Annotated in this window: 18 protein-coding genes and 1 pseudogene; 12 read left to right on the top strand and 7 right to left on the bottom strand. The window is 71.6% G+C overall.

Annotated features, from left to right (window positions below):
• Positions 1–177: 177 nt before the first annotated feature.
• The 9 genes from AADR41_RS26225 (at position 178) to AADR41_RS26185 (ending at position 11,510) form a co-directional block, all read left to right on the top strand.
• Positions 178–1,629, top strand: coding sequence for an NCS2 family permease (locus tag AADR41_RS26225; RefSeq protein ID WP_342283865.1), 1,452 nt, complete (start codon positions 178–180; stop codon positions 1,627–1,629).
• 98 nt (positions 1,630–1,727) lie between these two features.
• On the top strand, positions 1,728–2,879 hold the full coding sequence (locus AADR41_RS26220) for an XdhC family protein (protein ID WP_342283864.1): 1,152 nt from the start codon (positions 1,728–1,730) through the stop codon (positions 2,877–2,879).
• A 103-nt stretch (positions 2,880–2,982) separates the two neighbouring features.
• Positions 2,983–6,741, top strand: a complete 3,759-nt coding sequence (locus AADR41_RS26215; protein ID WP_342283863.1) for a S8 family serine peptidase — start codon at positions 2,983–2,985, stop codon at positions 6,739–6,741.
• A gap of 243 nt (positions 6,742–6,984) precedes the next feature.
• Positions 6,985–7,287, top strand: a complete 303-nt coding sequence (locus AADR41_RS26210; protein WP_342283862.1) for an urease subunit gamma — start codon at positions 6,985–6,987, stop codon at positions 7,285–7,287.
• A complete protein-coding gene (gene ureB, locus AADR41_RS26205; protein ID WP_342283861.1) occupies positions 7,284–7,604 on the top strand; it encodes an urease subunit beta in 321 nt (106 codons plus the stop codon). The genes AADR41_RS26210 and ureB overlap by 4 nt, the downstream gene beginning before the upstream one ends.
• 1 nt (position 7,605) lies before the next feature.
• Positions 7,606–9,309, top strand: coding sequence for an urease subunit alpha (locus AADR41_RS26200; RefSeq protein WP_342283860.1), 1,704 nt, complete (start codon positions 7,606–7,608; stop codon positions 9,307–9,309).
• On the top strand, positions 9,309–9,974 hold the full coding sequence (locus AADR41_RS26195) for an urease accessory protein UreF (RefSeq protein ID WP_342283859.1): 666 nt from the start codon (positions 9,309–9,311) through the stop codon (positions 9,972–9,974). The genes AADR41_RS26200 and AADR41_RS26195 overlap by 1 nt, the downstream gene beginning before the upstream one ends.
• Positions 9,967–10,740, top strand: a complete 774-nt coding sequence (ureG, locus tag AADR41_RS26190) for an urease accessory protein UreG (RefSeq protein WP_446751111.1) — start codon at positions 9,967–9,969, stop codon at positions 10,738–10,740. The genes AADR41_RS26195 and ureG overlap by 8 nt, the downstream gene beginning before the upstream one ends.
• The gene (locus AADR41_RS26185; RefSeq protein WP_342283858.1) at positions 10,737–11,510 is read left to right on the top strand and encodes an urease accessory protein UreD; all 774 of its coding nucleotides are present in this window, start codon (positions 10,737–10,739) and stop codon (positions 11,508–11,510) included. The genes ureG and AADR41_RS26185 overlap by 4 nt, the downstream gene beginning before the upstream one ends.
• A gap of 63 nt (positions 11,511–11,573) precedes the next feature.
• Here the strand turns inward: AADR41_RS26185 and AADR41_RS26180 are convergent, their stop codons facing one another.
• A complete protein-coding gene (locus tag AADR41_RS26180) occupies positions 11,574–12,821 on the bottom strand; it encodes an MFS transporter (RefSeq protein WP_342283857.1) in 1,248 nt (415 codons plus the stop codon).
• A 234-nt stretch (positions 12,822–13,055) separates the two neighbouring features.
• On the opposite strand from AADR41_RS26180, the pseudogene AADR41_RS26175 reads away from it, so the two are divergent.
• Positions 13,056–13,578: pseudogene (locus AADR41_RS26175) on the top strand (DinB family protein).
• On the opposite strand, the gene AADR41_RS26170 reads toward AADR41_RS26175, so the two are convergent.
• Positions 13,579–14,646, bottom strand: a complete 1,068-nt coding sequence (locus AADR41_RS26170; protein WP_342283856.1) for a hypothetical protein — start codon at positions 14,644–14,646, stop codon at positions 13,579–13,581.
• Between the two features lie 169 nt (positions 14,647–14,815).
• On the opposite strand from AADR41_RS26170, the gene AADR41_RS26165 reads away from it, so the two are divergent.
• On the top strand, positions 14,816–15,394 hold the full coding sequence (locus tag AADR41_RS26165; protein WP_342283855.1) for a dihydrofolate reductase family protein: 579 nt from the start codon (positions 14,816–14,818) through the stop codon (positions 15,392–15,394).
• Between the two features lie 106 nt (positions 15,395–15,500).
• Positions 15,501–15,932 carry a nuclear transport factor 2 family protein gene (locus tag AADR41_RS26160; protein WP_342283854.1) on the top strand — a complete coding sequence of 144 codons (432 nt, stop codon included), beginning with the start codon at positions 15,501–15,503 and terminating at the stop codon, positions 15,930–15,932.
• A gap of 16 nt (positions 15,933–15,948) precedes the next feature.
• Here the strand turns inward: AADR41_RS26160 and AADR41_RS26155 are convergent, their stop codons facing one another.
• Genes AADR41_RS26155 through AADR41_RS26135 form a run of 5 tightly spaced genes read right to left on the bottom strand, consistent with a single transcriptional unit; the run spans position 15,949 to position 21,326 of the window.
• Positions 15,949–17,088 carry a zinc-binding dehydrogenase gene (locus AADR41_RS26155; RefSeq protein ID WP_342283853.1) on the bottom strand — a complete coding sequence of 380 codons (1,140 nt, stop codon included), beginning with the start codon at positions 17,086–17,088 and terminating at the stop codon, positions 15,949–15,951.
• Positions 17,085–17,387 carry a putative quinol monooxygenase gene (locus tag AADR41_RS26150; protein WP_342283852.1) on the bottom strand — a complete coding sequence of 101 codons (303 nt, stop codon included), beginning with the start codon at positions 17,385–17,387 and terminating at the stop codon, positions 17,085–17,087. The genes AADR41_RS26155 and AADR41_RS26150 overlap by 4 nt, the downstream gene beginning before the upstream one ends.
• A 5-nt stretch (positions 17,388–17,392) precedes the next feature.
• A complete protein-coding gene (locus tag AADR41_RS26145) occupies positions 17,393–18,052 on the bottom strand; it encodes a glycerol-3-phosphate responsive antiterminator (protein WP_342283851.1) in 660 nt (219 codons plus the stop codon).
• Between the two features lie 50 nt (positions 18,053–18,102).
• Positions 18,103–19,656, bottom strand: coding sequence for an FAD-binding oxidoreductase (locus AADR41_RS26140; RefSeq protein WP_342283850.1), 1,554 nt, complete (start codon positions 19,654–19,656; stop codon positions 18,103–18,105).
• The gene (locus AADR41_RS26135) at positions 19,653–21,326 is read right to left on the bottom strand and encodes a glycerol-3-phosphate dehydrogenase/oxidase (RefSeq protein ID WP_342283849.1); all 1,674 of its coding nucleotides are present in this window, start codon (positions 21,324–21,326) and stop codon (positions 19,653–19,655) included. Before AADR41_RS26135 ends, AADR41_RS26140 begins: the two co-directional genes overlap by 4 nt.
• Positions 21,327–21,435 lie beyond the last annotated feature (109 nt).

Here is a 21,435-nt window from a genome sequence, read left to right as displayed (position 1 = left end):
TCACACCGTCAGTACGACGTAAACACCGCCGACACCACGTCACACGTCACATTCCACTCTGCATGAACAGTTCGTCTCGGGCCGTCCCCCGGGTCGTGCCGCCAGCGCAGTCATCCCAAATCCCGCATATCGATTCTTCATCGCGGGTGCCCCTGTGAACCTTGGGAGTCAGGCATCATGACCCAGCAGTCAGTGGAGCCCAGGACAAGTGCGGAAGACGCGGGCTCAGGCTCGCGCGTCCCCGCCGGAAGATCCTGGCTCGACCGGTACTTCCACATCTCCGACCGTGGCTCCACCGTCGCACGCGAAGTGCGCGGCGGCATCACCACCTTCATGGCGATGTGTTACATCCTCCTGCTCAACCCGCTCCTGCTGTCCGGGCCCGACGCGGCGGGCGACCGGCTCAGCCACGCCGGACTGATCACCGCGACCGCCCTCGCCGCGGCCGTTTCCACCCTGCTGATGGGCTTCATCGGCAAGGTGCCCCTCGCCCTCGCCGCGGGACTCTCCGTCTCCGGCGTGCTCGCCACCCAGGTGGCACCCCACATGACCTGGCCGCAGGCCATGGGCATGTGCGTGATGTACGGCGCCGTGATCGTGCTGCTGGTCGTCACCGGGCTGCGCGAGATCATCATGAACGCGATACCGCTGGCCCTGAAGCACGGCATCACCATCGGCATCGGCATGTTCATCGCGCTGATCGGCCTGGTCAACGCCGGCTTCGTCGGCAAGGGCGCCCCCGTCACGCTCGGTACCGGCGGGCAGCTCACCGGCTGGCCGGTACTCCTCTTCTGCGTCACCCTGCTGCTCATCTTCATGCTCCAGGCCCGCAATGTGCCCGGCGCGATCCTGATCGGCATCGTCGTCGGCACGGTCCTCGCCGTCGTCGTCAACGCGGTCACCGACATCAGCCCCAAGGCCTGGGGCGGCAGCGCACCCGAACTGCAGGGCAGCGCGGTCTCGATGCCCGACTTCGGGCTCTTCGGCCATGTCGAGTTCGGCGGCTGGGGCGACATCGGCGTGATGACCGTCGGCATGATCGTCTTCACCCTGGTGCTGGCCGGCTTCTTCGACGCGATGGCGACCATCATCGGGGTCGGCACCGAGGCCGGACTCGCCGACAGCAAGGGCCGGATGCCGGGCCTGTCCAAGGCCCTGTTCATCGACGGCGCGGGCGGCGCGATCGGCGGCGTCTCCGGGGCGTCCGGTCAGACCGTCTTCATCGAGTCCGCGACCGGTGTCGGCGAAGGCGCCCGCACCGGCCTGTCCTCCGTCGTCACCGGTGTGCTCTTCGCCGCCGGACTGTTCTTCACCCCGCTCGCCCAGATCGTGCCGGGACCGATCGCCGCCGCGGCGCTCGTCGTCATCGGCGCGATGATGATGCAGAACGCCCGACACGTCGACTGGAGCGACCGCGCCGTCGCCGTGCCGGTCTTCCTGACCGTGGCACTGATGCCGTTCACCTACTCGATCACCGCCGGTGTCGGCGCCGGAGTGATCTCCTTCGCCGCGATCAAGGCGGCGCAGGGCAAGTTCCGTGAGGTGGGCGTCTTCATGTGGGTACTGACCGCGGTGTTCGTCGTGTACTTCGCGCTCAGCCCGATCGAGAGCTGGCTCGGCGCCAAGTAGTACCTGTCCGAGCCGGGCCCCGACCGCCCCTGCGCACACCCGCGGAACCATCCGCTCACCCGTAGCACCCTGCGCACACCCGTAGAAGGAGAGACGCCGTGCTGGACATCGCCGAGGAGCTCGACCGGTGGGTCGAGCAGGGACGCGAATTCGCCGTGGCCACCGTCGTGGCGGTCGGCGGCAGCGCGCCCCGGCAGCCCGGAGCCGCGCTCGCCGTCGACCGCGACGGCACGGCGATCGGTTCCGTCTCCGGCGGGTGTGTGGAGGGTGCGGTCTACGAACTGTGCGAGCAGGCGCTGGCCGACGGCGCCGCGGTGCGCGAACGGTTCGGCTACAGCGACGAGGACGCCTTCGCGGTCGGACTGACCTGCGGCGGCGTCATCGACATCCTGGTGACACCGGTCCGTGCGGACGATCCCGCACGGGCGGTGTTCGCCGCCGCGCTCGCCGCCGCCGCCCGGGGGACGGCGGCGGCGCTCGCCAGGATCACCGACGGGCCGGCCGAACTCCTCGGCCGCCCCCTGCTCGTCCGTTCCGACGGCTCGTACGAGGGCGGGCTCGGCGGACATCCGGAGCTGGACCGCACCGCCGCGGCCGATGCCCGCGCCATGCTGGACACGGGCCGCACCGGCCCCGTCACCATCGGCACCGACGGCTCGCGCTGCGGCCGGCCGATCACCCTGCTCGTCGAATCCAGCGTTCCGCCGCCCCGGATGATCGTCTTCGGGGCCATCGACTTCGCCTCGGCACTGGTGAGGGCGGGCAAGTTCCTCGGATACCACGTGACATTGTGCGACGCCCGCCCGGTCTTCGCGACGAAGGCCCGTTTCCCCGAGGCCGACGAACTGGTCGTCGACTGGCCGCACCGCTATCTCTCGGCGACCGAGGTCGACGCGCGCACCGTCCTGTGCGTCCTGACCCACGACGCCAAGTTCGATGTCCCGCTGCTGGAACTGGCGTTGAGGCTTCCGGTCGCCTACGTCGGGGCGATGGGGTCGCGCCGCACCCATCTGGAACGCAACGACCGGCTGCGCGAGGTCGGAGTCACCGAGCTGGAACTGGCCAGGCTGCACTCGCCGATCGGACTCGATCTCGGAGCGCGCACCCCTGAGGAGACCGCGCTCTCGATCGCCGCGGAGATCGTCGCCGACCGGCGCGGCGGCAGTGGGGTACCGCTCAAGGGCGCGCACACACCGATCCATCACGAGGCCGGTCAGCCGCCCACCGGAGTGATCACTTCGGTGGCCTGAACCGGCCCCCGGAATCCGTCCGCCCAGGGCGGGTTGCCGCCACGGCGGCTTCACGCCAGTGCCAACTCGGCCGTAGCCGCGCATTTACCGGTAGATCAGCAGCATGACTCCTTCACCTTCCTCCGCCTCCGGCCGGGCGAGATCCGCCCGTACCGGGCGCAGGGCGCTGCTGCTGGCGACCGCGGTCGCCCTCATGAGCGGCGCTCTGGTCCCCGCGGCCGGTGCCGTCCCCGCCGCGGGCGCGGACACGCCCCGGCCCGCCGACCGCCATGTCCCCTCCGTCCAGGAGTACGACATCACCCTGCTCACGGGCGATGTCGTGCACTACACCGACGGCGCCGGCAAGCAGGACACCGTCACCGTGGACCGTCCCGACGGCGCGTTCGGCGGGGTGCACGTCCAGCAGGCCGGCGACGACATCTACGTACTGCCCGACGAGGCCACCGCGCTGCTCGCGGCCGGGAAGCTGGACCGCAGACTGTTCAACGTCTCCGCGCTCGCGAAGATGGGGTACGACGACAAGCGGTCGGGCGGCATCCCGATGATCGCCACCTACGCGGCGGGCAAGGGCCGTTCGCTGCCCGCCGCCCCGCGAGGCGCCGAGAAGGTCCGTACCCTCGAAAGCATCCACGGCGCCGCGCTGAAGGCGGACAAGGACACCGCCCGTACCTTCTGGAACGGCATAACCACCGCCCCCGCGGCCCGTTCGCTGGACGGCGGCATCACCAAGCTCTGGCTCGACGGCCGGGCCGAGGCGGCGCTCAAGGACTCCGTGCCGCAGGTCAACGCCCCGCAGGCCTGGGCCGAGGGGTACGACGGCAAGGGTTCCAAGGTCGCCGTCCTGGACACCGGCATCGACGCGACGCACCCGGACGTCAAGGACCGCATCCTGGAGACCAGGAGCTTCGTGCCGGGCGAGGAGGTCGTCGACCGCAACGGCCACGGCACCCACGTCGCCTCCACGATCGCGGGCTCCGGCGCGGCCTCCGAAGGCGTCAACAAGGGTGTCGCCCCGGGCGCCGGCCTGATCGTCGGCAAGGTGCTCGGCGACGAGGGCTCCGGCGCCGACTCCGGCATCATCGAGGCCATGGAGTGGGCGAAGGCCGAGGGCGCCGACGTCGTCTCCATGAGCCTCGGCTCCAGCATTCCGGACGACGGCTCCGACCCCATGTCCCAGGCCGTCGACGCCCTTTCCGCCGACGGCGGTCCACTGTTCGTGATCGCCGCGGGCAACGCCTACGGCGCGGGCACCATCGGCTCGCCCGGCTCGGCGCAGAAGGCGCTCACCATCGCCGCCGTCGACAAGCAGGACAACCGCGCGGACTTCTCCTCGATGGGCCCGCTGGTCAGGTCGTACGGGCTCAAGCCCGACCTGTCCGCACCGGGCGTCGACATCAACGCGGCCGCCTCGCAGTCGGTCCCGGGCATCGAGGGCATGTACCAGTCGATGTCCGGTACGTCGATGGCGACCCCGCACGTCGCGGGCGCGGCGGCGATCCTGAAGCAGCGTCACCCCGACTGGTCCGGTCAGCGGATCAAGGACGCGCTGATGAGCTCGTCCAAGCAGCTGACCGACCACACCCCGTACGAGCAGGGCACCGGCCGGCTCGATGTGAAGGCGGCGGTCGACACCACGATCGAGGCCACCGGCTCCGTCGCGGTCGCCTCCTACGACTGGCCGCACTCCCCGTCCGACCCGGTCGCCGAGCGGACCATCACGTACCGCAACACGGGTGCGAAGGACGTCACGCTCGACCTGGCGACGGACACGGACGCCGACGCCTACACCCTCTCGGCGAAGCAGCTCACCGTTCCGGCCGGCTCCACCGCCGAGGCCGTGCTCTCGCTGGACCCGTCGAAGGTCGCGAACAACACCCAGTTCTCCGGCCAGGTCATGGCCAAGGACGCGGCGGGCACCACCGTCGCCCACACCGGCTTCGCCCTGAACAAGGAGCAGGAGCTGTACGACCTGAAGCTCCGGCTCCGTGACCGGGGCGGCAGGCCGATGGACGGCGTCGTCGTCCTCGGCGCCCTCGGCGACCCCCAGCTGATGCCGGTCCAGGTGTCGGGCGAGACCACGCTCCGGCTCCCGCCGGGCAACTACACCGCGTGGACGGCCGCCGACGTCGCCGGTGACCGCGCGGACTCCAAGGCCCTCGCCTTCCTCGCGGCCCCCGAGATCATCCTGGACAAGCCGTCCACGGTCACCCTGGACGCCTCCGAGGCCCGCAAGGTCAGTGTGCGGACGCCCAAGGAGACCGAGACCCGGCAGTTGCGCTACGACATGGCACGTACCGCACCGGACGGCACCGTCCAGCGCGACGCGTACCAGATCCCGTTGACGTACGACCAGCTGTGGGCGAGCCCCACCAAGAAGGTCACCCAGGGCAGCTTCTCGTTCCTTACCCGCTGGCGGCAGGGCGAGAAGCTGATCGACCTGACGGCCGGCGGTCATGATGTCCCGGTGACCGTGCAGGGCGGTTCGCCGGTCGCGGAGAGCGGCAGGCAGAAGCTCGCCGCCGTCTTCGCGGGCAACGGCGCGGCGGCCGACTACAAGGGCCTGAACGTCAAGGGCAAGGCGGTCGTCGTCCGCCGCAGCGACGCGGTCGCCCCCGCCGACCGGGTGGCCGGCGCAGTGGCCGCGGGCGCCCGCGCGCTCTTCGTCGTCAACGACGGTGACGGCGTGCTGATGGAGACGTACGCCCCCTACGGCACCGAGACCGCCGTCCCGGTCGCCTCGGTCCAGCGCCTGGCCGGCGAGAAGCTGATCGAGACGGCCCGGCACGGTTCGAAGGTGACGATCGAGCAGCGCAGGTTCGCCCGCTACGTGTACGACCTGGTCGACCGCCACGACGGCGTCGTCCCGGACCGCTCACTGGAGTACGCCCCGTCGGCCGGCCGGCTGGCGAAGGTGAAGAACACCTTCTACGGCCACCGGAGCGTGCTCGGCGGCGGCTACCGCTACGACATCCCGGACTACGGACCGGGGATCGGCTTCGAGGAGTACGAGAAGTTCCCCGGCACCCGCGAGGAGTGGGTCACCCCGCTGCCGGGGGCCTCGTTCTGGTACGAGAACCACTCGGTCCTGAACGCCGACGAGTCGGGTTCCGCGCAGGAGATGCGCAGCGGCGAGCTGGACTACACGGCGGGCCGCACCTACCCGGCCCAGTGGTTCGCGCCGATCACCCGTCCGCGCCTGGGCACCGGCTACTGGGGTCCGTTCCGGTCCGTCTACAACGACATCCAGTACAACTTCACCCCGTGGACGGACTCCGGAGCGGGCCACTCGGGCGCCATGCCCGAGGACGAGTACGACACCACCACCACGGCCTTCTTCCAGGGCGACACCCTGATCAAGAAGGCCGCGGGGCGGGCCGGCTTCGCCTGGGACGTATCGCCCGAGAAGCTGCCGTACCGCTTCGTCCTCGACTCCGCCCGCGACAGCGACCGGTGGCGGACGTCCACCCGCACCCACACCGAGTGGAACTTCGTCTCGGGTGCCATGGACGAGGACGGCCCGTTCCAGGCCGACATCCCGATGCTCCAGCTGGACTACGAGGTCGACACCGACCTGGCCGGTGACGTCGCGGCCGGCAGATGGACCGAGGTCGGTCTCTCCTCCGGTACGCAGGAGTGGCTGGACGGTGCGGTGAAGGCCTCCGGGGCCTCGCTGTCGGTCAGCTACGACGACGGGGAGACCTGGGAGGCGGTGCAGCTCCGCAAGGACGCGGCCGGCTCCTGGACCGCCCGGTTCAAGACCCCGAAGAAGGCCGGCTCGTTCGTCTCGCTGAAGGCGCACGCCGAGGCGGCCGACGGGCTGGGCGTGGACCAGGAGATCATCCGGGCCTTCGGCCTGAAGTGACCTGCTGAGCTTTGCTCTTGAGGCGGCCGTGCATCCCGCGCCGGGATGCACGGCCGCCTCTTTTTACTGTTTCTTGATGGACAAAATTTGTCTACTTTGCCCGTATATGGTGGGCGATAAGGGCAGAAAGGGACTTATCGCGGAGCGGCGCAAGTTGCCACGGCATGGTCGGGAGGCTTATAAGAGGAACGTGGCCAGGGCGATTCCGGGAATTCCGGGGACTGCCGCCATGGAGGTTTCCCAATGTTTCTCACTCCGTCCGACACGGAGAAATTGCTGCTGAGCGTCGCCGGAATGGTCGCTCGTGACAGGCGGGATCGTGGCGTTCGGCTCAACTACCCCGAGGCCGTCGCGCTGCTCTCCTGCTGGGCCGTGGAACGTGCCCGCGAGGGTGCCCTCGTCGGCGACCTGATGGTCGCGGGGCGGAATGTCCTCACCCGCGCTGACGTGCTGGAAGGTGTTCCTGAGATGCTGCATGACGTCCAGGTCGAGGCGACCTTCCCGGACGGGCGCAAGCTCGTCACGATCACCGCGCCGATCCCGTGATCCCCGGTGAGATCCGGACCGGACCCGGTGAACTGAAAATAAATGACGCTCGTACTCAATTGCATGTGACCGTGGTGAATGACGGCGATCGTCCTATTCAGATCGGCTCGCATCTGCATTTCCCCGACGCGAATCCGGCACTTTCTTTCGACCGGTCCCTGACCGAAGGATTCCGGCTCGACATTCCCTCCGGTACTTCTCTGCGCTTCGAGCCCGGAGTGGGTGCCGAGGTCACCCTCGTCGAGCTGGGAGGCCGCCGGGAGGTGCCCGGCATCGTCGTGCCGGGGGCCCGCGCCGCCCGAATAGATGGCATGTGACATGGCACAAATGACCCGCGCCGCCTACGCGTCGCTCTACGGACCCACCACTGGCGACCGCGTCCGTCTCGCCGACACCGACCTCTGGATCGAGGTCGAGGAGGACCGCTGCTTCGGCGGAGACGAGGCCGTGTTCGGCGGCGGCAAGTCCATCCGCGAATCCATGGCCCAGTCCACCGCCGCACGCGCCGATGGCGCCCTCGACCTCGTCATCACCAATGTCGTCGTCCTCGACCACTGGGGCATCGTCAAGACCGACGTGGGCGTCCGGGCCGGCCGCATCGTCGCGCTCGGCCGCTCCGGGAACCCCGACATCAGCGACGGCGTCCACCCCGACCTGGTCATCGGACCCGGCACCGACGTGGTCTCCGGCGAGGGCCGTGTCCTCACCGCCGGAGCCGTCGACACCCACGTCCACTTCCTCATGCCGCAGACCCTGCACGAGGCCCTCGCCACCGGCACCACCACCGTCATCGGCGGCGGCACCGGCGCCACCGAGGGCTCCAAGGCCACCACCGTCACCCCCGGCGCCTGGAACCTCGCGATGATGCACCGGTCCCTGGACCGGGTCCCGCTCAACGTCATGCTCTTCGCCAAGGGCTCCACCGTCGGCGAGGAGGCCCTGCGCGAGGCGGCGCTCGGCGGGGCCGGCGGCTACAAGGTCCACGAGGACTGGGGCGCCACCCCCGCCGCCATCGACGCGGCGCTGAAGGCCGCCGACGCGCACGGCCTCCAGGTCGCCCTGCACGCCGACAGCCTCAACGAGGCCGGCTACGTCGAAGGAACCCTCGACGCCATCGCCGGACGCGGCATCCACGTCTTCCACGCCGAGGGCGCCGGCGGCGGCCACGCACCCGACATCATCACCGTCGCCTCCCACCCCAACATCCTTCCGGCGTCCACCAATCCGACGCTGCCGCACACGGTCAACACCGTCGCCGAACACCTCGACATGCTGATGGTCTGCCACCACCTCAACCCGCGCGTCCCCGAGGACCTCGCCTTCGCCGAGTCCCGCATCCGCGCCACCACCATCGCCGCCGAGGATGTCCTGCACGACATCGGCGCACTCTCCATCACCTCCTCGGACGCCCAGGCCATGGGCCGCATCGGCGAGGTCGTCTGCCGCACCTGGCAGGTCGCGCACGTGATGAAGCAGCGCTTCGGCGACCGCGGCAGCGAACTGCCCGCCGACAACGAACGCGCCCGCCGCTACGTCGCCAAGTACACGATCTGCCCCGCGGTCGCCCACGGCATCGACCATGTCGTCGGCTCCGTCGAACCCGGCAAGCTCGCCGACCTGGTGCTCTGGGACCCCGCCTTCTTCGGCATCCGCCCCGCCGCCGTCATCAAGGGCGGCATGGTGGTGTACGCGCCGCTCGGCGACGCCAACGCCGCGATCCCCACCACCCAGCCCGTCCTCATGCGCCCCACCGCCGCCGCCGAGGCCGCCCCGCACCTCTCGGTCAGCTTCGTGGCCCCGTCCGCCCTGGAGGACGGACTGGCCGAACGGCTGGGTCTGGTAAGGGAGTTGGTCGCCGTGCGCCCCACCCGCCACCTCACCAAGGCGGACCTGCCGAACAACACGGCGCTCCCCGACATCGACGTCGACCCGGAGACCTTCGCCATCCGGATCGACGGAGAGCTCGTGGAGCCCGCGCCGGCCACCGAACTGCCGCTGGCCCAGCGGTACTCCATGTTCTGATGGCCGGCCTGGCACACCTGCTGCTCGGTGACGGACGGCTCCCGGTCGGCGCGTACACCTACAGCGCGGGACTCGAACCGGCCGTCGCGGCGGGCCTCACCCGGGACCGGATCCCCGCCCTGCTGCGGGCCCGGCTGCACACCGCGGCCGTCACCGAGGCCGCCGCCGCGGTACTCGCCCTGCGCGCCGCCGGGCGGGATCCGGTGGACTACGGCCCCGTACAACAGGCCCTCGCCGCCCGGACCCCGGCCGCACCCCTGCGCGAGGCATCGGCGACGCTCGGCCGCGGTGTGCGGCGCCTGGCGCGCCGGCTGGATCCCGGACACCCGGCGGTCACCGCCCTGGCCGGGATCGGCCCCCGCCCGCTGCGACCGGTGGCCCTCGGCGCGCTCGGGGCCGTCCTGCGGGTGACGGAGGAGGAGCTGGCGCGCGGCGTCGTCTACGACGAACTGCAGACCATCACCTCGGCGGCGCTCAAGCTGCTGCCCGGCGACCCGCTGGACTCGGTCGCCTGGATCCTCGACGCCGAGCCCTACGCGGCGGCCGCGGTGGCCGAGGCCCTCGCCGTACGGACCCCGGCCGGGCTGCCCGCCCGCACACCCCCGCTCACCGAACAGTGGGCGCTCGAACACGCACAACGAGAACGGAGACTCTTCCTTGCCTGACCAGCACATCGACACCACGCCCGACCAGCACCCCGACACCACCCCCGACCGGCACACCGACCACAACGCCCCGCACCTTCCGCACGACCACCCGCGACGCGCGCTGCGTCTCGGTGTGGCCGGGCCGGTCGGCACCGGCAAGAGCTCGATCCTCGCCACTCTCTGCCGTGAGCTGGCCGGTGAACTCGCCATGGCCGTCGTCACCAACGACATCTACACCGACGAGGACGCCCGGTTCCTGCGCTCGGCCGGGGTGCTGCCCACCGAGCGCATCCGGGCCGTCGAGACGGGCGCCTGCCCGCACACCGCGATCCGGGACGACGTCAGCGCCAACCTCGACGCGGTCGAGGACCTGGAGGAGGCGTACGGACCGCTCGACCTGGTGCTCGTCGAGAGCGGCGGCGACAACCTCACCGCCACCTTCAGCCCGGCCCTCGCCGATGCCCAGCTCTTCTGCATCGACGTCGCGGGCGGCGGCGATGTCGCCCGCAAGGGCGGCCCCGGCATCACCGGCGCCGACCTCCTGATCATCAACAAGACCGACCTCGCGCCGCACGTGGAGGTCGACGTAGCGGCGATGGTCGCCGACGCCTCGCGGGCCCGCGAGGGCCTGCCGGTCCTCGCGCTCTCCCGGCACGACCCGGCATCGGTGACAGAACTCGCCGACTGGGTACGCGAGTTGCTCGTACGCCACCGTTCCGGAACCCATGTACCCACGGATCCGGGCCCGATGGCGCCGCACAGCCACAGCCACGACGGCTCATGACCCGGGAGTCCGCCGAGCCCACGGTCGTCACCGTGGAGCTCGACGGTTCGGGACGCCACATCGCCCGGGAACTGCGCCCCGGCGCCTTCCTCGCCCCCCGGCCCCTGCTGCCGTCCCCCGACCGTCTGCGGATCGCGCTGGTCGGCACCCGGGCGGGTCTGCTCGCGGGCGACGATCTGCGGCTGGACGTCTCGGTCGGCCCCGGCGCCCGGCTGGAGCTGGTCGAGCCGTCCGGCCTGGTCGCGTACGACCACCGTGGCGGCACATCGAGCTGGCGGGCCCGGGTGGGCGTCGCCGAGGGCGGCGAACTCCACTGGGACGCCAGGCCGTTCGTGATCTCGACGGGAGCCCGGGTCGAGCGCTCGATGGAGGTGTCACTGGCGGCCGGGGCGCGGATGCTGTGGCGCGACACCCTGGTTCTCGGGCGTTCCGGCGAGCGGGGCGGCGGTGTGCGGGCGATGACGCATGCCACGTACGACGGCTGCGAGCTGCTGGTCGAGGACCTGGACCTCATGGACCCGGAGATACGTGAACTCCCCGGCATCCTGGGCCCCAACCGCGTCATCGGTTCGGTCACCGCACTCGGCGCCACCCCGGCCGGCCGGCCCCACCCGTACCGCATGGACCTGGCGGGGCCGGGGGCGCAGGTACGGCTGCTGGACACGGTGGCGCCGGCCGCCGAGGCGGAACTGGCCGCCGTCTGGGAGCAATGGCTCGCGGACGGCGGACCGGGAGCGCCGGGCCGGCGAAGCGGCCGGGAACGGTGGTGACGGCCACCGCCGTCGGGAACGCCGTGGTGCGCGCCGGCGCACGGCCGGCCGGCGCGGCACCGGTCACGACCGGCTGACCGCACCGCCGTCCGCCGAGCCGCGCCTCAGCACGGCCGCACACAACAGCGCGGGGACCGCCGCGACCGCGAAGCAGACGGCGGGCGACAGGCGGTCCACCAGCAGACCCACCACCGCGACGCCCACCGACGACCCCGCGTTGATCGCGGTGTTCACCCAGGCGCCGGCCTGCGTACGGCTGCCCGCGCCCACCGACTCGTCCGCGATGAGGTAGGCGGTGGTCAGGGCGGGCGCGATGAACAGCCCGGCCACCGCGGTGACCGCGGCCAGGACGTACACATTGGGCGACAGCCCCGCTCCGACCATGGTGGCGCCCAGGCCGACGGCCAGCAGCGGCAGCCGTACCCGGTTCGACGCCCGCCAGGAGACGGCGCCGTAGGCCAGTCCACCGACCGCGCTCCCGGCCGAGAGCGCGGCGAGCACCCACGACACCGCCCCGCTCTGGTGACGCTGCTCGGTGAACGCCACCACCAGCAGATCCAGACCTCCCAGGCACAGCCCCACGGCCGCCGTCACCAGCACCGCGCGCCGCAGCCCGGCGATGCCGAGCAGCCGCCGCCCGGACGGTGGCACGTCCGTACCGGCCGCCGCGTCGTCGGACGCAGCCGCGCGCCCGCCGCGCACCGCCGGTGAGGAGACCAGTGCCAGCGTGCCCACGAACACCAGCGCGGCGCTGATCGCGACCCCGGCCGCGGGCGGGGCGAACTTCACGACCAGACCCACCAGCAACGGACCGCTGACGAAGAGGAGTTCCTCGGCCACACCGTCCAGGCTGTAGGCGCGCCGCAGCAGTTCCCGGTCGGCGACGAGGTCGCTCCACAGGGTCCGCATCACCGGCCCCAGCGGTGGAGTGGAGGCCCCCGCCGCGGCGGTCAGCACCCCCAGCAGGAACGCCGGGGCCCCCGGCCGCCAGGTGGCGTACGCCAGCGCGGCGAGCAGCACCGCGTAGAGGCCTGCCATCGGCGGCAGGACCCGGCGCGGCCCGTGCCGGTCGATCAGCGCGGCGCGGGCGGGGGAGAGGAAGACGCTGGTCGCCCCGAACACGGCCATGACGGCCCCGGCGACGGAGTAGGAGCCGGTGGAGGCGTTCACCGCCAGCATCAGGGAAAGGGAGACCATCCCGTACGACAGCCGCCCCAGCAGGGCGGCGCCGAAGGTGCGGGTGGCATGACGGGTACGCAGGACGGTGGCGTACGAAGGCGTGCGTGCAGGCACGGGTGAGGGCGAAAGCATCGATACGTTCCTCGGGAGGGCAGCGCGGCAGAGGGCGCTGCGGGCATGCGGGGACACCGAAGTGCCGCACCCGGCGGAAGCGGGGGTGCGGTCGGAACGGGGTCCTACGCACGGAAGAGGAACATGGCGGCCAAGGTATCAGGGCGACAGGGCCGGGGCGAGGGGTGTTCCGGCGGTCGCATCCGCCGGCAAGTGAGGTGAAATGTGACATTGCCGCGGGTAGCATCGACGCCCATGCCGCCCTCCTTGTACCCCTCCCGCACGCGCCCGGACTTCGAGGCGGACGAGCGGACCCAGCTCGTCGGCTGGCTCGACACACAGCGGGCCACCGCCCGCTGGAAGTGCGAGGAACTGTCGGAGGCGGACGCGCACCGCGCCGTTCTGCCGTCCTCCCCGCTCATGACGGTGGCGGGTGTCATGTCACACCTTCGCTGGGCCGAGCACCTCTGGTTCGAGGTCGTCCTGCTGGGCCGCCCGGCCGTGGGGCCGGTGTTCGACGAACCGGAGAACTCCGACATGAGGGTCGAGGGCGGTTCCGCTCGCGAAGCTCCTCGACGACTACGACCGGCAGGTCGCGGTGTCGAACGAGATCTTCGACGGACGGTCGCTCGACGACATGGGCCGGCATCCGGACTTCGATGCGTCGGGCGCGAGCCTGCGCTGGATCATGTTCCACATGATCGAGGAGACCGCCCGGCACGCGGGCCACCTGGACGCCATCAGGGAGCTCCTGGACGGCCGGACCGGCCACTACTGATCAGGCCGGCGCCCGGCGCCCCCGCCCGGGTCGGCCGGTGACGTCGGTGCAGGCCGCCATGATCTCTTCGGCGGCCCGCCGGAGTGCGGGGAGGAAGGCGATGACCTCCTCGCCTCGGCGGACGAGGTCGTCGGTGGATGTGATTCCGAGGTCGGCGACCGCCTCCAGGAAGGCCGGGAGGCGTGCCTGGTGCAGTCCGGGGGCGTCCGCGGCCAGTACGGTGTGACATCGCGCGAAGGTCGCGATGATCCAGAACACCGCTTCGCGATGGTCGCCCCGCTCGACGAGATGCCGGCTGCCGTCGATCGCGACCGGCCGGGCCCCGGGCGTGATGTCGCCGCTGAAGAAGAACGGCGTACGGGCGACCGCCGCCGTGGCGTCGAAGGTGCGGGCCAGCTCGTCCAGGTGGTGCCCCGTCCTGGCGGCCGGCAGCCGTGCGCACCCCAGGAGCTCCAGCAGCTCCGGGTACAGATGCGCCTGCCCGTACGTGTCGAGGACCTCCCGCGCCGCCGGGTACCGCAGGCGGACCGTGGGGTTGCGCAGTGCGGCGACCAGCAGGACATGGGTGGTGACCCCGGTCGGGAACAGCCAGGACGTCACCTGCTCGTGGAAGGGCGCCGAGGCGTCGAAGGCGGCCAGGCGGGTCTCGATCCGGCGTTCGGCGTCCTGGCATCTGCGGCGCACCCAGCGCCGCTCGGCGAACCGGCGCGACACGTCCGCCCGCAGCTCGCGCAGCCGGCCCGTCGGGTCGTCGATGACCGTGTCCCGGCGGAAGCTTCCCGCAAGGTGGTACGAGGAGAGCACCACGTCCACCGGGGCGAGTTCCTCCCACGGCAGATGACTGACCTCCAGCAGCGCACCCCGGAAGCGGAACTTTCCGGGCCCGGCCGGCGGGCCCGGCGCGGCGGTGACGACCACCACGTCCACGTCGGAGAACGGGGACAGCTCGGCGTCGTCCGGCAGCCCCACCGTGGAGCCGCTGAAATAGGCACCTCGGAAGCCGGCTTCGGGTCGGGCGTGCTCGGCGACCCACTGGACCGCGGCCGATCGGGCCGTACCGACTCTCACGCGCAACCTCGTTCCTCCGGATCGCTCCGGGGCATCACCGTATGCCGTACCCGGCGCGGACCGCGCCCGCCGAGGCGTGTCACTCGTTGCCGGGCGAGTTGCGGAGGCGTCAAATGTTGGGGCGCCGGGCATCCGTGCGGCACAACGCCTCCGGCGGGAGAGGACTGCGATGAGGAAGATCGTCCTGATGAGTTCGGTGTCCCTCGACGGCTTCATGGAAGGGCCGGACCGCGAGATCGACTGGCACCTGGTCGACGACGAACTGCACCGTCACTTCAACGAGCTGCTCGGGACCATGGGCGGCTTCCTCGAAGGCCGGGTGACCTATCGGCTCATGGAGGACTTCTGGCCGACCGCGGACTCCGATCCCTCCGCCACCGAAACCGTGGTGGAGTTCGCCGGGATCTGGCGGGACATGCCCAAGATCGTGTTCTCCCGGACCCTGGAACACGCCGGCCCGAACACCACGATCAAGCGGGAGGTCGACGCGGAGGAGATCCGGGCCCTGAAGGCGCAGCCCGGCGGGGACCTGTGCCTCGGGGGCGCCGATCTCGCCGCGGCCTTCATGCGGCTCGACCTGGTCGACGAGTACCGCGTCTACGTCCATCCGGTCCTCATCGGCCGGGGCAAACCCCTGTTCCCGGCCTCGGAGCACCGGACCGCGCTCCGTCTGAGGGAGACCCGGGAGTTCGGCAACGGGGTCGTGCTGCTCCGCTACGGCCGCCGCGAGGTTGCTCCAGCGGAATGAACTCGCCGGGGCGGGACGGTGTGCGACCGGTGCTGTGCCGCGTGTACCGGGTCTCTCTCCCCGTATAACGGCCGCACCATCGCGAGATCTCACGAAAGGACCGGCGATGACGCTCAGTGTCGAGGACCGGCTGGACATCTCCGAACTGCTCGCCCTGCACGGGCACTTGGTCGACAACGACGAACTCGACCGGCTGGACGAGCTGTTCACCGACGACATCGTCTACGAAACCTCGAACCTCGGCCACGGAGAGCTGCGCGGGCTGGCCGCCTTCCGGGACATGGCGCGGGCGCGTGCGGGCAGGCCGGGTGCCCCCGTCGGCCACCACGTCAGCAACATCGTCCTCACCGAGGCCGGGGACGGCCGGGTCCACGCACGGTCCAAGGGGATCGGCGTCGGCGCGGACGGCGAGTCCGGAAGCGTGACCTACGAGGACGTGATCGTGCGCGGCGAGCGGGGGTGGCGCATCTGCCGGCGCCATATCACCCTGCACTTCACACCCGCCGGCGCACCGGACACGGAGGGATCCGGCACGTGACGGCCACGGCCGGGCCTCAGGCGTTCAGCATGCCCGAGGTGTCGATGACCTGACGGATCGCCCGGCCGGAGGCCAGCTCCTCCATCGCCGCGTTGATGTCGGACAGCGGCAGCGTGCCGGTGTGCATCAGCTCCACCGGCATCAGACCCGCCCGCCACAGCTCCAGGAACCTCGGGATGTCGCGGCGCGGCACCGCGTCGCCCATGTACGAGCCCAGCAGGGACTTGCCCTCGCCCGCGAACGCCAGGGCCGGGACCTCCAGCACCCGGTCGGGAGCGGGCAGGCCCACCGAGACGACCCTGCCGCCCCGGGCCACGGCGCCCAGGCACTCGGCCATGACCTTGGGGCTGCCCACCGCTTCCACCGCCAACTCGGCGCCGCCGGAGGTGAGTTCGCGGATCTGCCGCACCGCGTCGTCGGGGGCGTACGCATGTGAGGCACCCATCCGGAGCGCCAGCTCGCGCTTCTCCCGGACCGGATCGACCGCGACGACCGGATACGCGCCGGCCGCACGGGCGCCGAGCACCGCGGACAGGCCCACCCCGCCCAGGCCGTAGACCACCGTCGACTGCCCCGGACGCAGGGCCGCCGTGTTGATGACCGCGCCCGCGCCCGTCAGGACCGCGCAGCCGAACATCGAGGCGACGGCGAACGGGATGTCCTTGGGGATCGGGACCACCGACTCCTGGGCCAGCACCGCGTGTTCGGAGAACGCCGACACGCCCAGCTGGTGATGGACCGGGGCGCCGGAGGCATCGGTCAGCAGCGAGGGGCCGTGCAGCAGCGCACCGGAACCGTTCGCCGCCGCGGCCTGGGCGCACAGGGCGGGCCGACCGGCCGCGCAGTCGCCGCAGAAGCCGCAGCTCGGTACGAAGACCAGCGCCACATGGTCACCGGGGGAAACCCGGCCGACGCCCGGACCGGTGTCCTGGACGACGCCCACCGCCTCGTGGCCCAGCGCCATCGGCAGCGGACGGACCCGGTCGCCGTTGACCACCGAGAGGTCCGAGTGGCAGAGCGAGGCGGCCGCGACGCGGACCAGCACCTCGCCCTCGCGCGGGGCGCCCAGCTCCAGCTCCTCCACCTCGACCGGACGCGACTCGGAATACGGGCGGGCCGTCGATGTCCCGCGCAGCACCACCGCACGGGTCTTCACGCGACCGCCTCCGGACGCGGGGCGCAGCGCAGCACGTCACGGCTCTCCAGCAGCGGGACGACCTTGCCGAGCACGATCTCCTGGAAGTGCGGGGTGGCGCAGTGCGCGGTGAAGTCGGCCTCGGAGGCGTACTCCTCGTACAGCACGATCGCGCGCGGGTCCTCGGTGCCCTGGTGGACCCGGTAGGCGAGATTGCCGGGCTCCGCGCGGGAGGCGGCGGCCATCGTGTCGAGCAGCGGGAGGACGGTGCTCTCCTCGCCCTCCTTGGTGCGGTAGCGGGCTACGACCACGTATGTCATGGGGGTTACTCCTGGGGTGGGGCGGGCCTCTTCAGCGCGCCGGGCGGGACCGGCGGCAGCTGGTCGCGGCGCAGATGCCAGAGGCGGGGGTCGGACGTGGCGGCGGCGGCCGACCCGAGGGCCAGCGCGAGCGCGACGTCCGCGGCGGTCTCCACGAAGCCCGCGGCCACCGACGGGGACATCGCGCGCTGTGCCTGCGCGCTCATCCGGGCGATGATCGGGGCGGGCATGATCTCGACCAGGTCCGGCGCCCCGCGCGAGATCGCGTCCGTGGAGCGGCGCAGATTGGACCGGTCGGTGACGAACACCTTCATCATCGTCAGCAGGCCGAGCGGGCGGCCCTTCTCTATGAGGGAGAGCCGGGTGCTGACCACGCCGTGCGCGCCCATGTTCTTGATGAACTCCAGCGCGCCCCGGTCCTGAGCCAGACCGGGGCTGCTGTCCACGTTCACGAACACGGTCTTCCCCGCCCGGCCCAGCGCCGGCACGACCTGGGGCAGCTGCCCCACGGCGAACGAGGCGAGGATGCACACCTTGGCCGGTGCGGTCAGGAACTGCCGCAGCGGCTGGGTGCCGACGACCGACGCGACGACCGGCACCTCGGCGAACGCCGCGGTGAGCCGGGGGTCGAGCGGGGCGCCGGACCGGGAGGAGGAAGGGGGCATGGCAAGGACCTGCCTGGGGGAAGGGGTTCGTGGCTGCTGAGATCCTGCGGTCAGTTCAGCGGAGACGTACCGAATCGGCTGGGAAGGCCCAGTTTGCCAGGGTTGAGAATGCCGGCCGGGTCCAGGGCCTTCTTCACCGCGACGAACGTCGCGAAGCCCGCCCCGAGGGATTCCTCCAGGTAGGGGCCGCGCAGCAGACCGCAGCCGTGGTGGTGGCTGAGCGCGGCCGCGTGCTCGATCAGTACGGCGTTGGCGGCGTCCCACACCGAGCGGTACCAGTCGCGGCGCGACTCGGGTGCCACGTCGCCGCGCAGCGAGAAGTAGACGCAGGCGCCGTCGGTGTACGCGTGGGACTGGTGCGCCGAGGCGGCCAGGGTGCCGGGCACCGACTGGATCGCGGCGACCACCTCGTCGTAGATCACCGGCAGGTCGGTCCAGGACGCGGCCATCTCCAGGGTGTCGGCGACGAAGCCGGGGCCGGGCTTGAAGCCGTCGGCGGACTTGCCGACCAGCATCCGCTCGTCCAGCCAGCGCTCGAAGACCGCCTTGCTGTCCAGCTCGGGGCCGTACGCCTCACAGACCTCCTTGGCCACCTTGATCGACGCGTCCACGATGGCCGGGTCGCCCTCGTCCGCGACGAGCAGCAGATTGGTCTCCGGGTGCCCGAAGTGGGTGCCCGACTCCAGCGCGTCGTACAGCCGCAGTACGGCCGGGGTGGCGCCGCGCTGCATGATCCTGCGGCAGGCGTCCAGGCCCTCCGCGAAGGTCTTGAAGCCGTACGCGACGGCGTCGGCGTACTCGGGCAGCGGGTGGACCCGCAGCCGGGCCGAGACGATGACGCCGAGGGTGCCCTCGGAACCGACGAACAGCTGGCGCAGGTCCGGGCCGACCGCGGCACGGGCGTAGTCGCCGTAGGTGGCACGGGTGCCGTCCGCGTGCACGACGTCCACGCCGACGACCATGTCCTCGATCTTGCCGTACCGGGTGGAGAGCTGACCGGCGCCCCGGCAGGCGATCCAGCCGCCGACCGTGGACACGGCGAACGCGGACGGCCAGTGGCCGGTGGTGACCCCGTACTCCTCCTGGAGCTGCTTCTCGAAGAGGTCCCCGAACATGCCGGCCTGGACGTCCACGATGTTCGACTCGGCGTCGAAGCCGGTGATCCCGTTCAGCCCGCAGACGTCCAGGACGACGCCGCCGAAGACGGGCAGCGCCGCGCCCGTGACGTTGGAGCGGCCGGCCGACGGGGTGACCGGGACACCCGCCTCGTGGCAGATCCGCAGCACGGCCGCGACCTGGTCGGCGTCGGCCGCTTCGACGATCACGGCGTCCGGCGTCGCGGGACGGCCCTCGGTCTCGCCGATCATCGAGCCGGCCCACCAGTCACGGGTCCGGGTGACGACCTCCTCGCGGGCGGTGTGCACCGCGTGCGCGGCCTCGCGCAGCGCCTCGACCACGGTCTCGGGGACCTCGACCGGGTCCACCTGGAGGGCGGCGTCGCCGTCCCCGATCGGGGTGTTCTGCGCCCACTTGGCGAAGCTGGGGGCGCCGATCGTGTAGTTGCCCCGGTTGAACGGGTGGGTGATGGTCTGACGGCTGATCATGCTGCTGCCCCTTCGAGGAGTACGGACTTTTCGTGACGGACGGCTGCGAGGTACTCGGAGACCGAACGCTCCACCTCGCCCTCCGTGAGGTTCAGTTCACGGCCGAGGACCGCGCCCACGGCCCCCGCGGCCTCGGCGGACGCGTCCCGGGCGAACAGCCGGGCGCGCATCCGGCGCGAGAGCACGTCGTCGACCGAGCGGGCCAGTTCGGCGCGGGCCGCGTACACGACCTCGGCCCTGGTGTACGGGAGTCCCGCGACGATCGGCTCGGCCAGCGACGGGTCGTCCTGGATCAGGTCGCCGACGAAGCGGGCCTCGGTGCCGAAGCGCTCGCCGAGGTGGGCGGCGATGCCGCCGGAGGCCGCGACGGCCTCGGCGTCGTATCCGGCGCCGCCGAGCAGCGGCAGATCGGTGGTGCGGCTCTTCGCCCTGCGGCCGAGGACCGTCATCACCTTGTCGATGACGAGTTCGCCCATGTGCCGGCTGGTGGTGAGCTTGCCGCCGGTCACCGTCACCATGCCGGTGCGGCCCACGGTGATGTGGTGGTCGCGGCGCATGTCGAGGGTCGCGCCCTCCTTGCCGCCGACCAGCGGGCGCAGACCGCCGATGGAGCCGACCACGTCGTCCGGGGTGAGCTTCCCCTCGAAGGCGGTGTTGGCGCCCTCCAGCAGGAAGTCCATCTCCTCGCGGGTGCAGTGCACATCGTCGGGGGAGCCCTGGTAGTCCTCGTCGGTGGTGCCGAGCACGACGCTGTTGCCCCAGCGGGTGCAGGTGGCGCGGCGGGCCCGGCCGGGGATCGGCACGGTGACCGTGCAGTTGATCCGCACCTTGTCCCACGGCACCACGATGTGGACGCCCTTGGCGGGCCGCACCTGCGGCCGGTGGCCGTCGTCCGCCTTCGCGTCGAGCTCGTCGGTCCACACGCCGGTGGCGTTGACGACGGCCCGCGCACGGATGTCGAAGCTGTCGCCGTCCGCCGACACCCGGGCACCGGACACCTTCCCCATCTGCATCAGCAGACCCTCGGCCCTGGCCCCGTTGAGGACCGTCGCACCGAGCGCGGCGGCGGTCCGGACGATGGTGAGGACGAGACGGGCGTCATCGGTGCGGGCGTCGAAGTACATCAGCCCGCCCTTGAGGTTCTCCGCGCGCAGCGTCGGCGCCTGCGCGAGGACCTCGGGAACGGTGAGTCGCTGGTGCAGCTTCCCGATCCGCCAGCCGCCGACCAGGTCGTACGTCCACAGCAGTCCCTCGAAACCCTTGGCCAGGCGGGCGTCGAAGATGCCCTCCTTCTCCAGGATCGGGAAGAGGAACGGCAGCCGGTGCACCAGGTGCGGTGCGTTCTTGCGGAAGCGGTGCCGCTCCAGGAGCGAGTGGCGGACCAGGTTGACGTTGCCCTGCTCGATGTAGCGCAGGCCGCCGTGCACCATCTTCGAGGACTTCGACGACGTCCCGGAGGCGAAGTCGTCCTTCTCGACCAGCGCCGCGCGCAGGCCGCGCGAGGCCGCGTCGAGCACGGCGTACGCCCCGGTGATGCCGCCGCCGATGACGAGCACGTCGTACGTGTCGTCGGCCAGCCGGCGCTTGAGGGCCGCCCGGTCGAGCAGCAGGGGCGTTCGGCGGGTCGCCGCGGCGCTGCGCCGCGGCTTCCGGGCGGGCATGGTGATCACAACATCAACTCCTGGTGTTTCGGTGCGGCGGCCGCGTGGTCGGTACCGGCCGCCGGGTGACGGTCGGGGGGCCGTCAGTGGGGGGTGTGAGGTTCGGGGGCCTTCAGGG

The sequence above is a fragment of the Streptomyces sp. CLV115 genome, from assembly GCF_038448545.1.
Lineage (GTDB): Bacteria > Actinomycetota > Actinomycetes > Streptomycetales > Streptomycetaceae > Streptomyces > Streptomyces sanglieri.
Note: the sequence above shows the minus strand (reverse complement) of the source record. Positions and strands in the feature narration are given on the sequence as shown.

Bases quoted from the DNA above. Each gene is read 5' to 3' on its own strand.
- AADR41_RS26225 (WP_342283865.1), top strand. From the start codon at position 178: ATGACCCAGCAGTCAGTGGAGCCCAGGACAAGTGCGGAAGACGCGGGC.
- AADR41_RS26215 (WP_342283863.1), top strand. From the start codon at position 2,983: ATGACTCCTTCACCTTCCTCCGCCTCCGGCCGGGCGAGATCCGCCCGT.
- AADR41_RS26210 (WP_342283862.1), top strand. From the start codon at position 6,985: ATGTTTCTCACTCCGTCCGACACGGAGAAATTGCTGCTGAGCGTCGCC.
- AADR41_RS26200 (WP_342283860.1), top strand. From the start codon at position 7,606: ATGGCACAAATGACCCGCGCCGCCTACGCGTCGCTCTACGGACCCACC.
- AADR41_RS26195 (WP_342283859.1), top strand. From the start codon at position 9,309: ATGGCCGGCCTGGCACACCTGCTGCTCGGTGACGGACGGCTCCCGGTC.
- AADR41_RS26185 (WP_342283858.1), top strand. From the start codon at position 10,737: ATGACCCGGGAGTCCGCCGAGCCCACGGTCGTCACCGTGGAGCTCGAC.
- AADR41_RS26180 (WP_342283857.1), bottom strand. From the start codon at position 12,821: ATGCTTTCGCCCTCACCCGTGCCTGCACGCACGCCTTCGTACGCCACC.
- AADR41_RS26165 (WP_342283855.1), top strand. From the start codon at position 14,816: ATGAGGAAGATCGTCCTGATGAGTTCGGTGTCCCTCGACGGCTTCATG.
- AADR41_RS26160 (WP_342283854.1), top strand. From the start codon at position 15,501: ATGACGCTCAGTGTCGAGGACCGGCTGGACATCTCCGAACTGCTCGCC.
- AADR41_RS26150 (WP_342283852.1), bottom strand. From the start codon at position 17,387: ATGACATACGTGGTCGTAGCCCGCTACCGCACCAAGGAGGGCGAGGAG.
- AADR41_RS26145 (WP_342283851.1), bottom strand. From the start codon at position 18,052: ATGCCCCCTTCCTCCTCCCGGTCCGGCGCCCCGCTCGACCCCCGGCTC.
- AADR41_RS26140 (WP_342283850.1), bottom strand. From the start codon at position 19,656: ATGATCAGCCGTCAGACCATCACCCACCCGTTCAACCGGGGCAACTAC.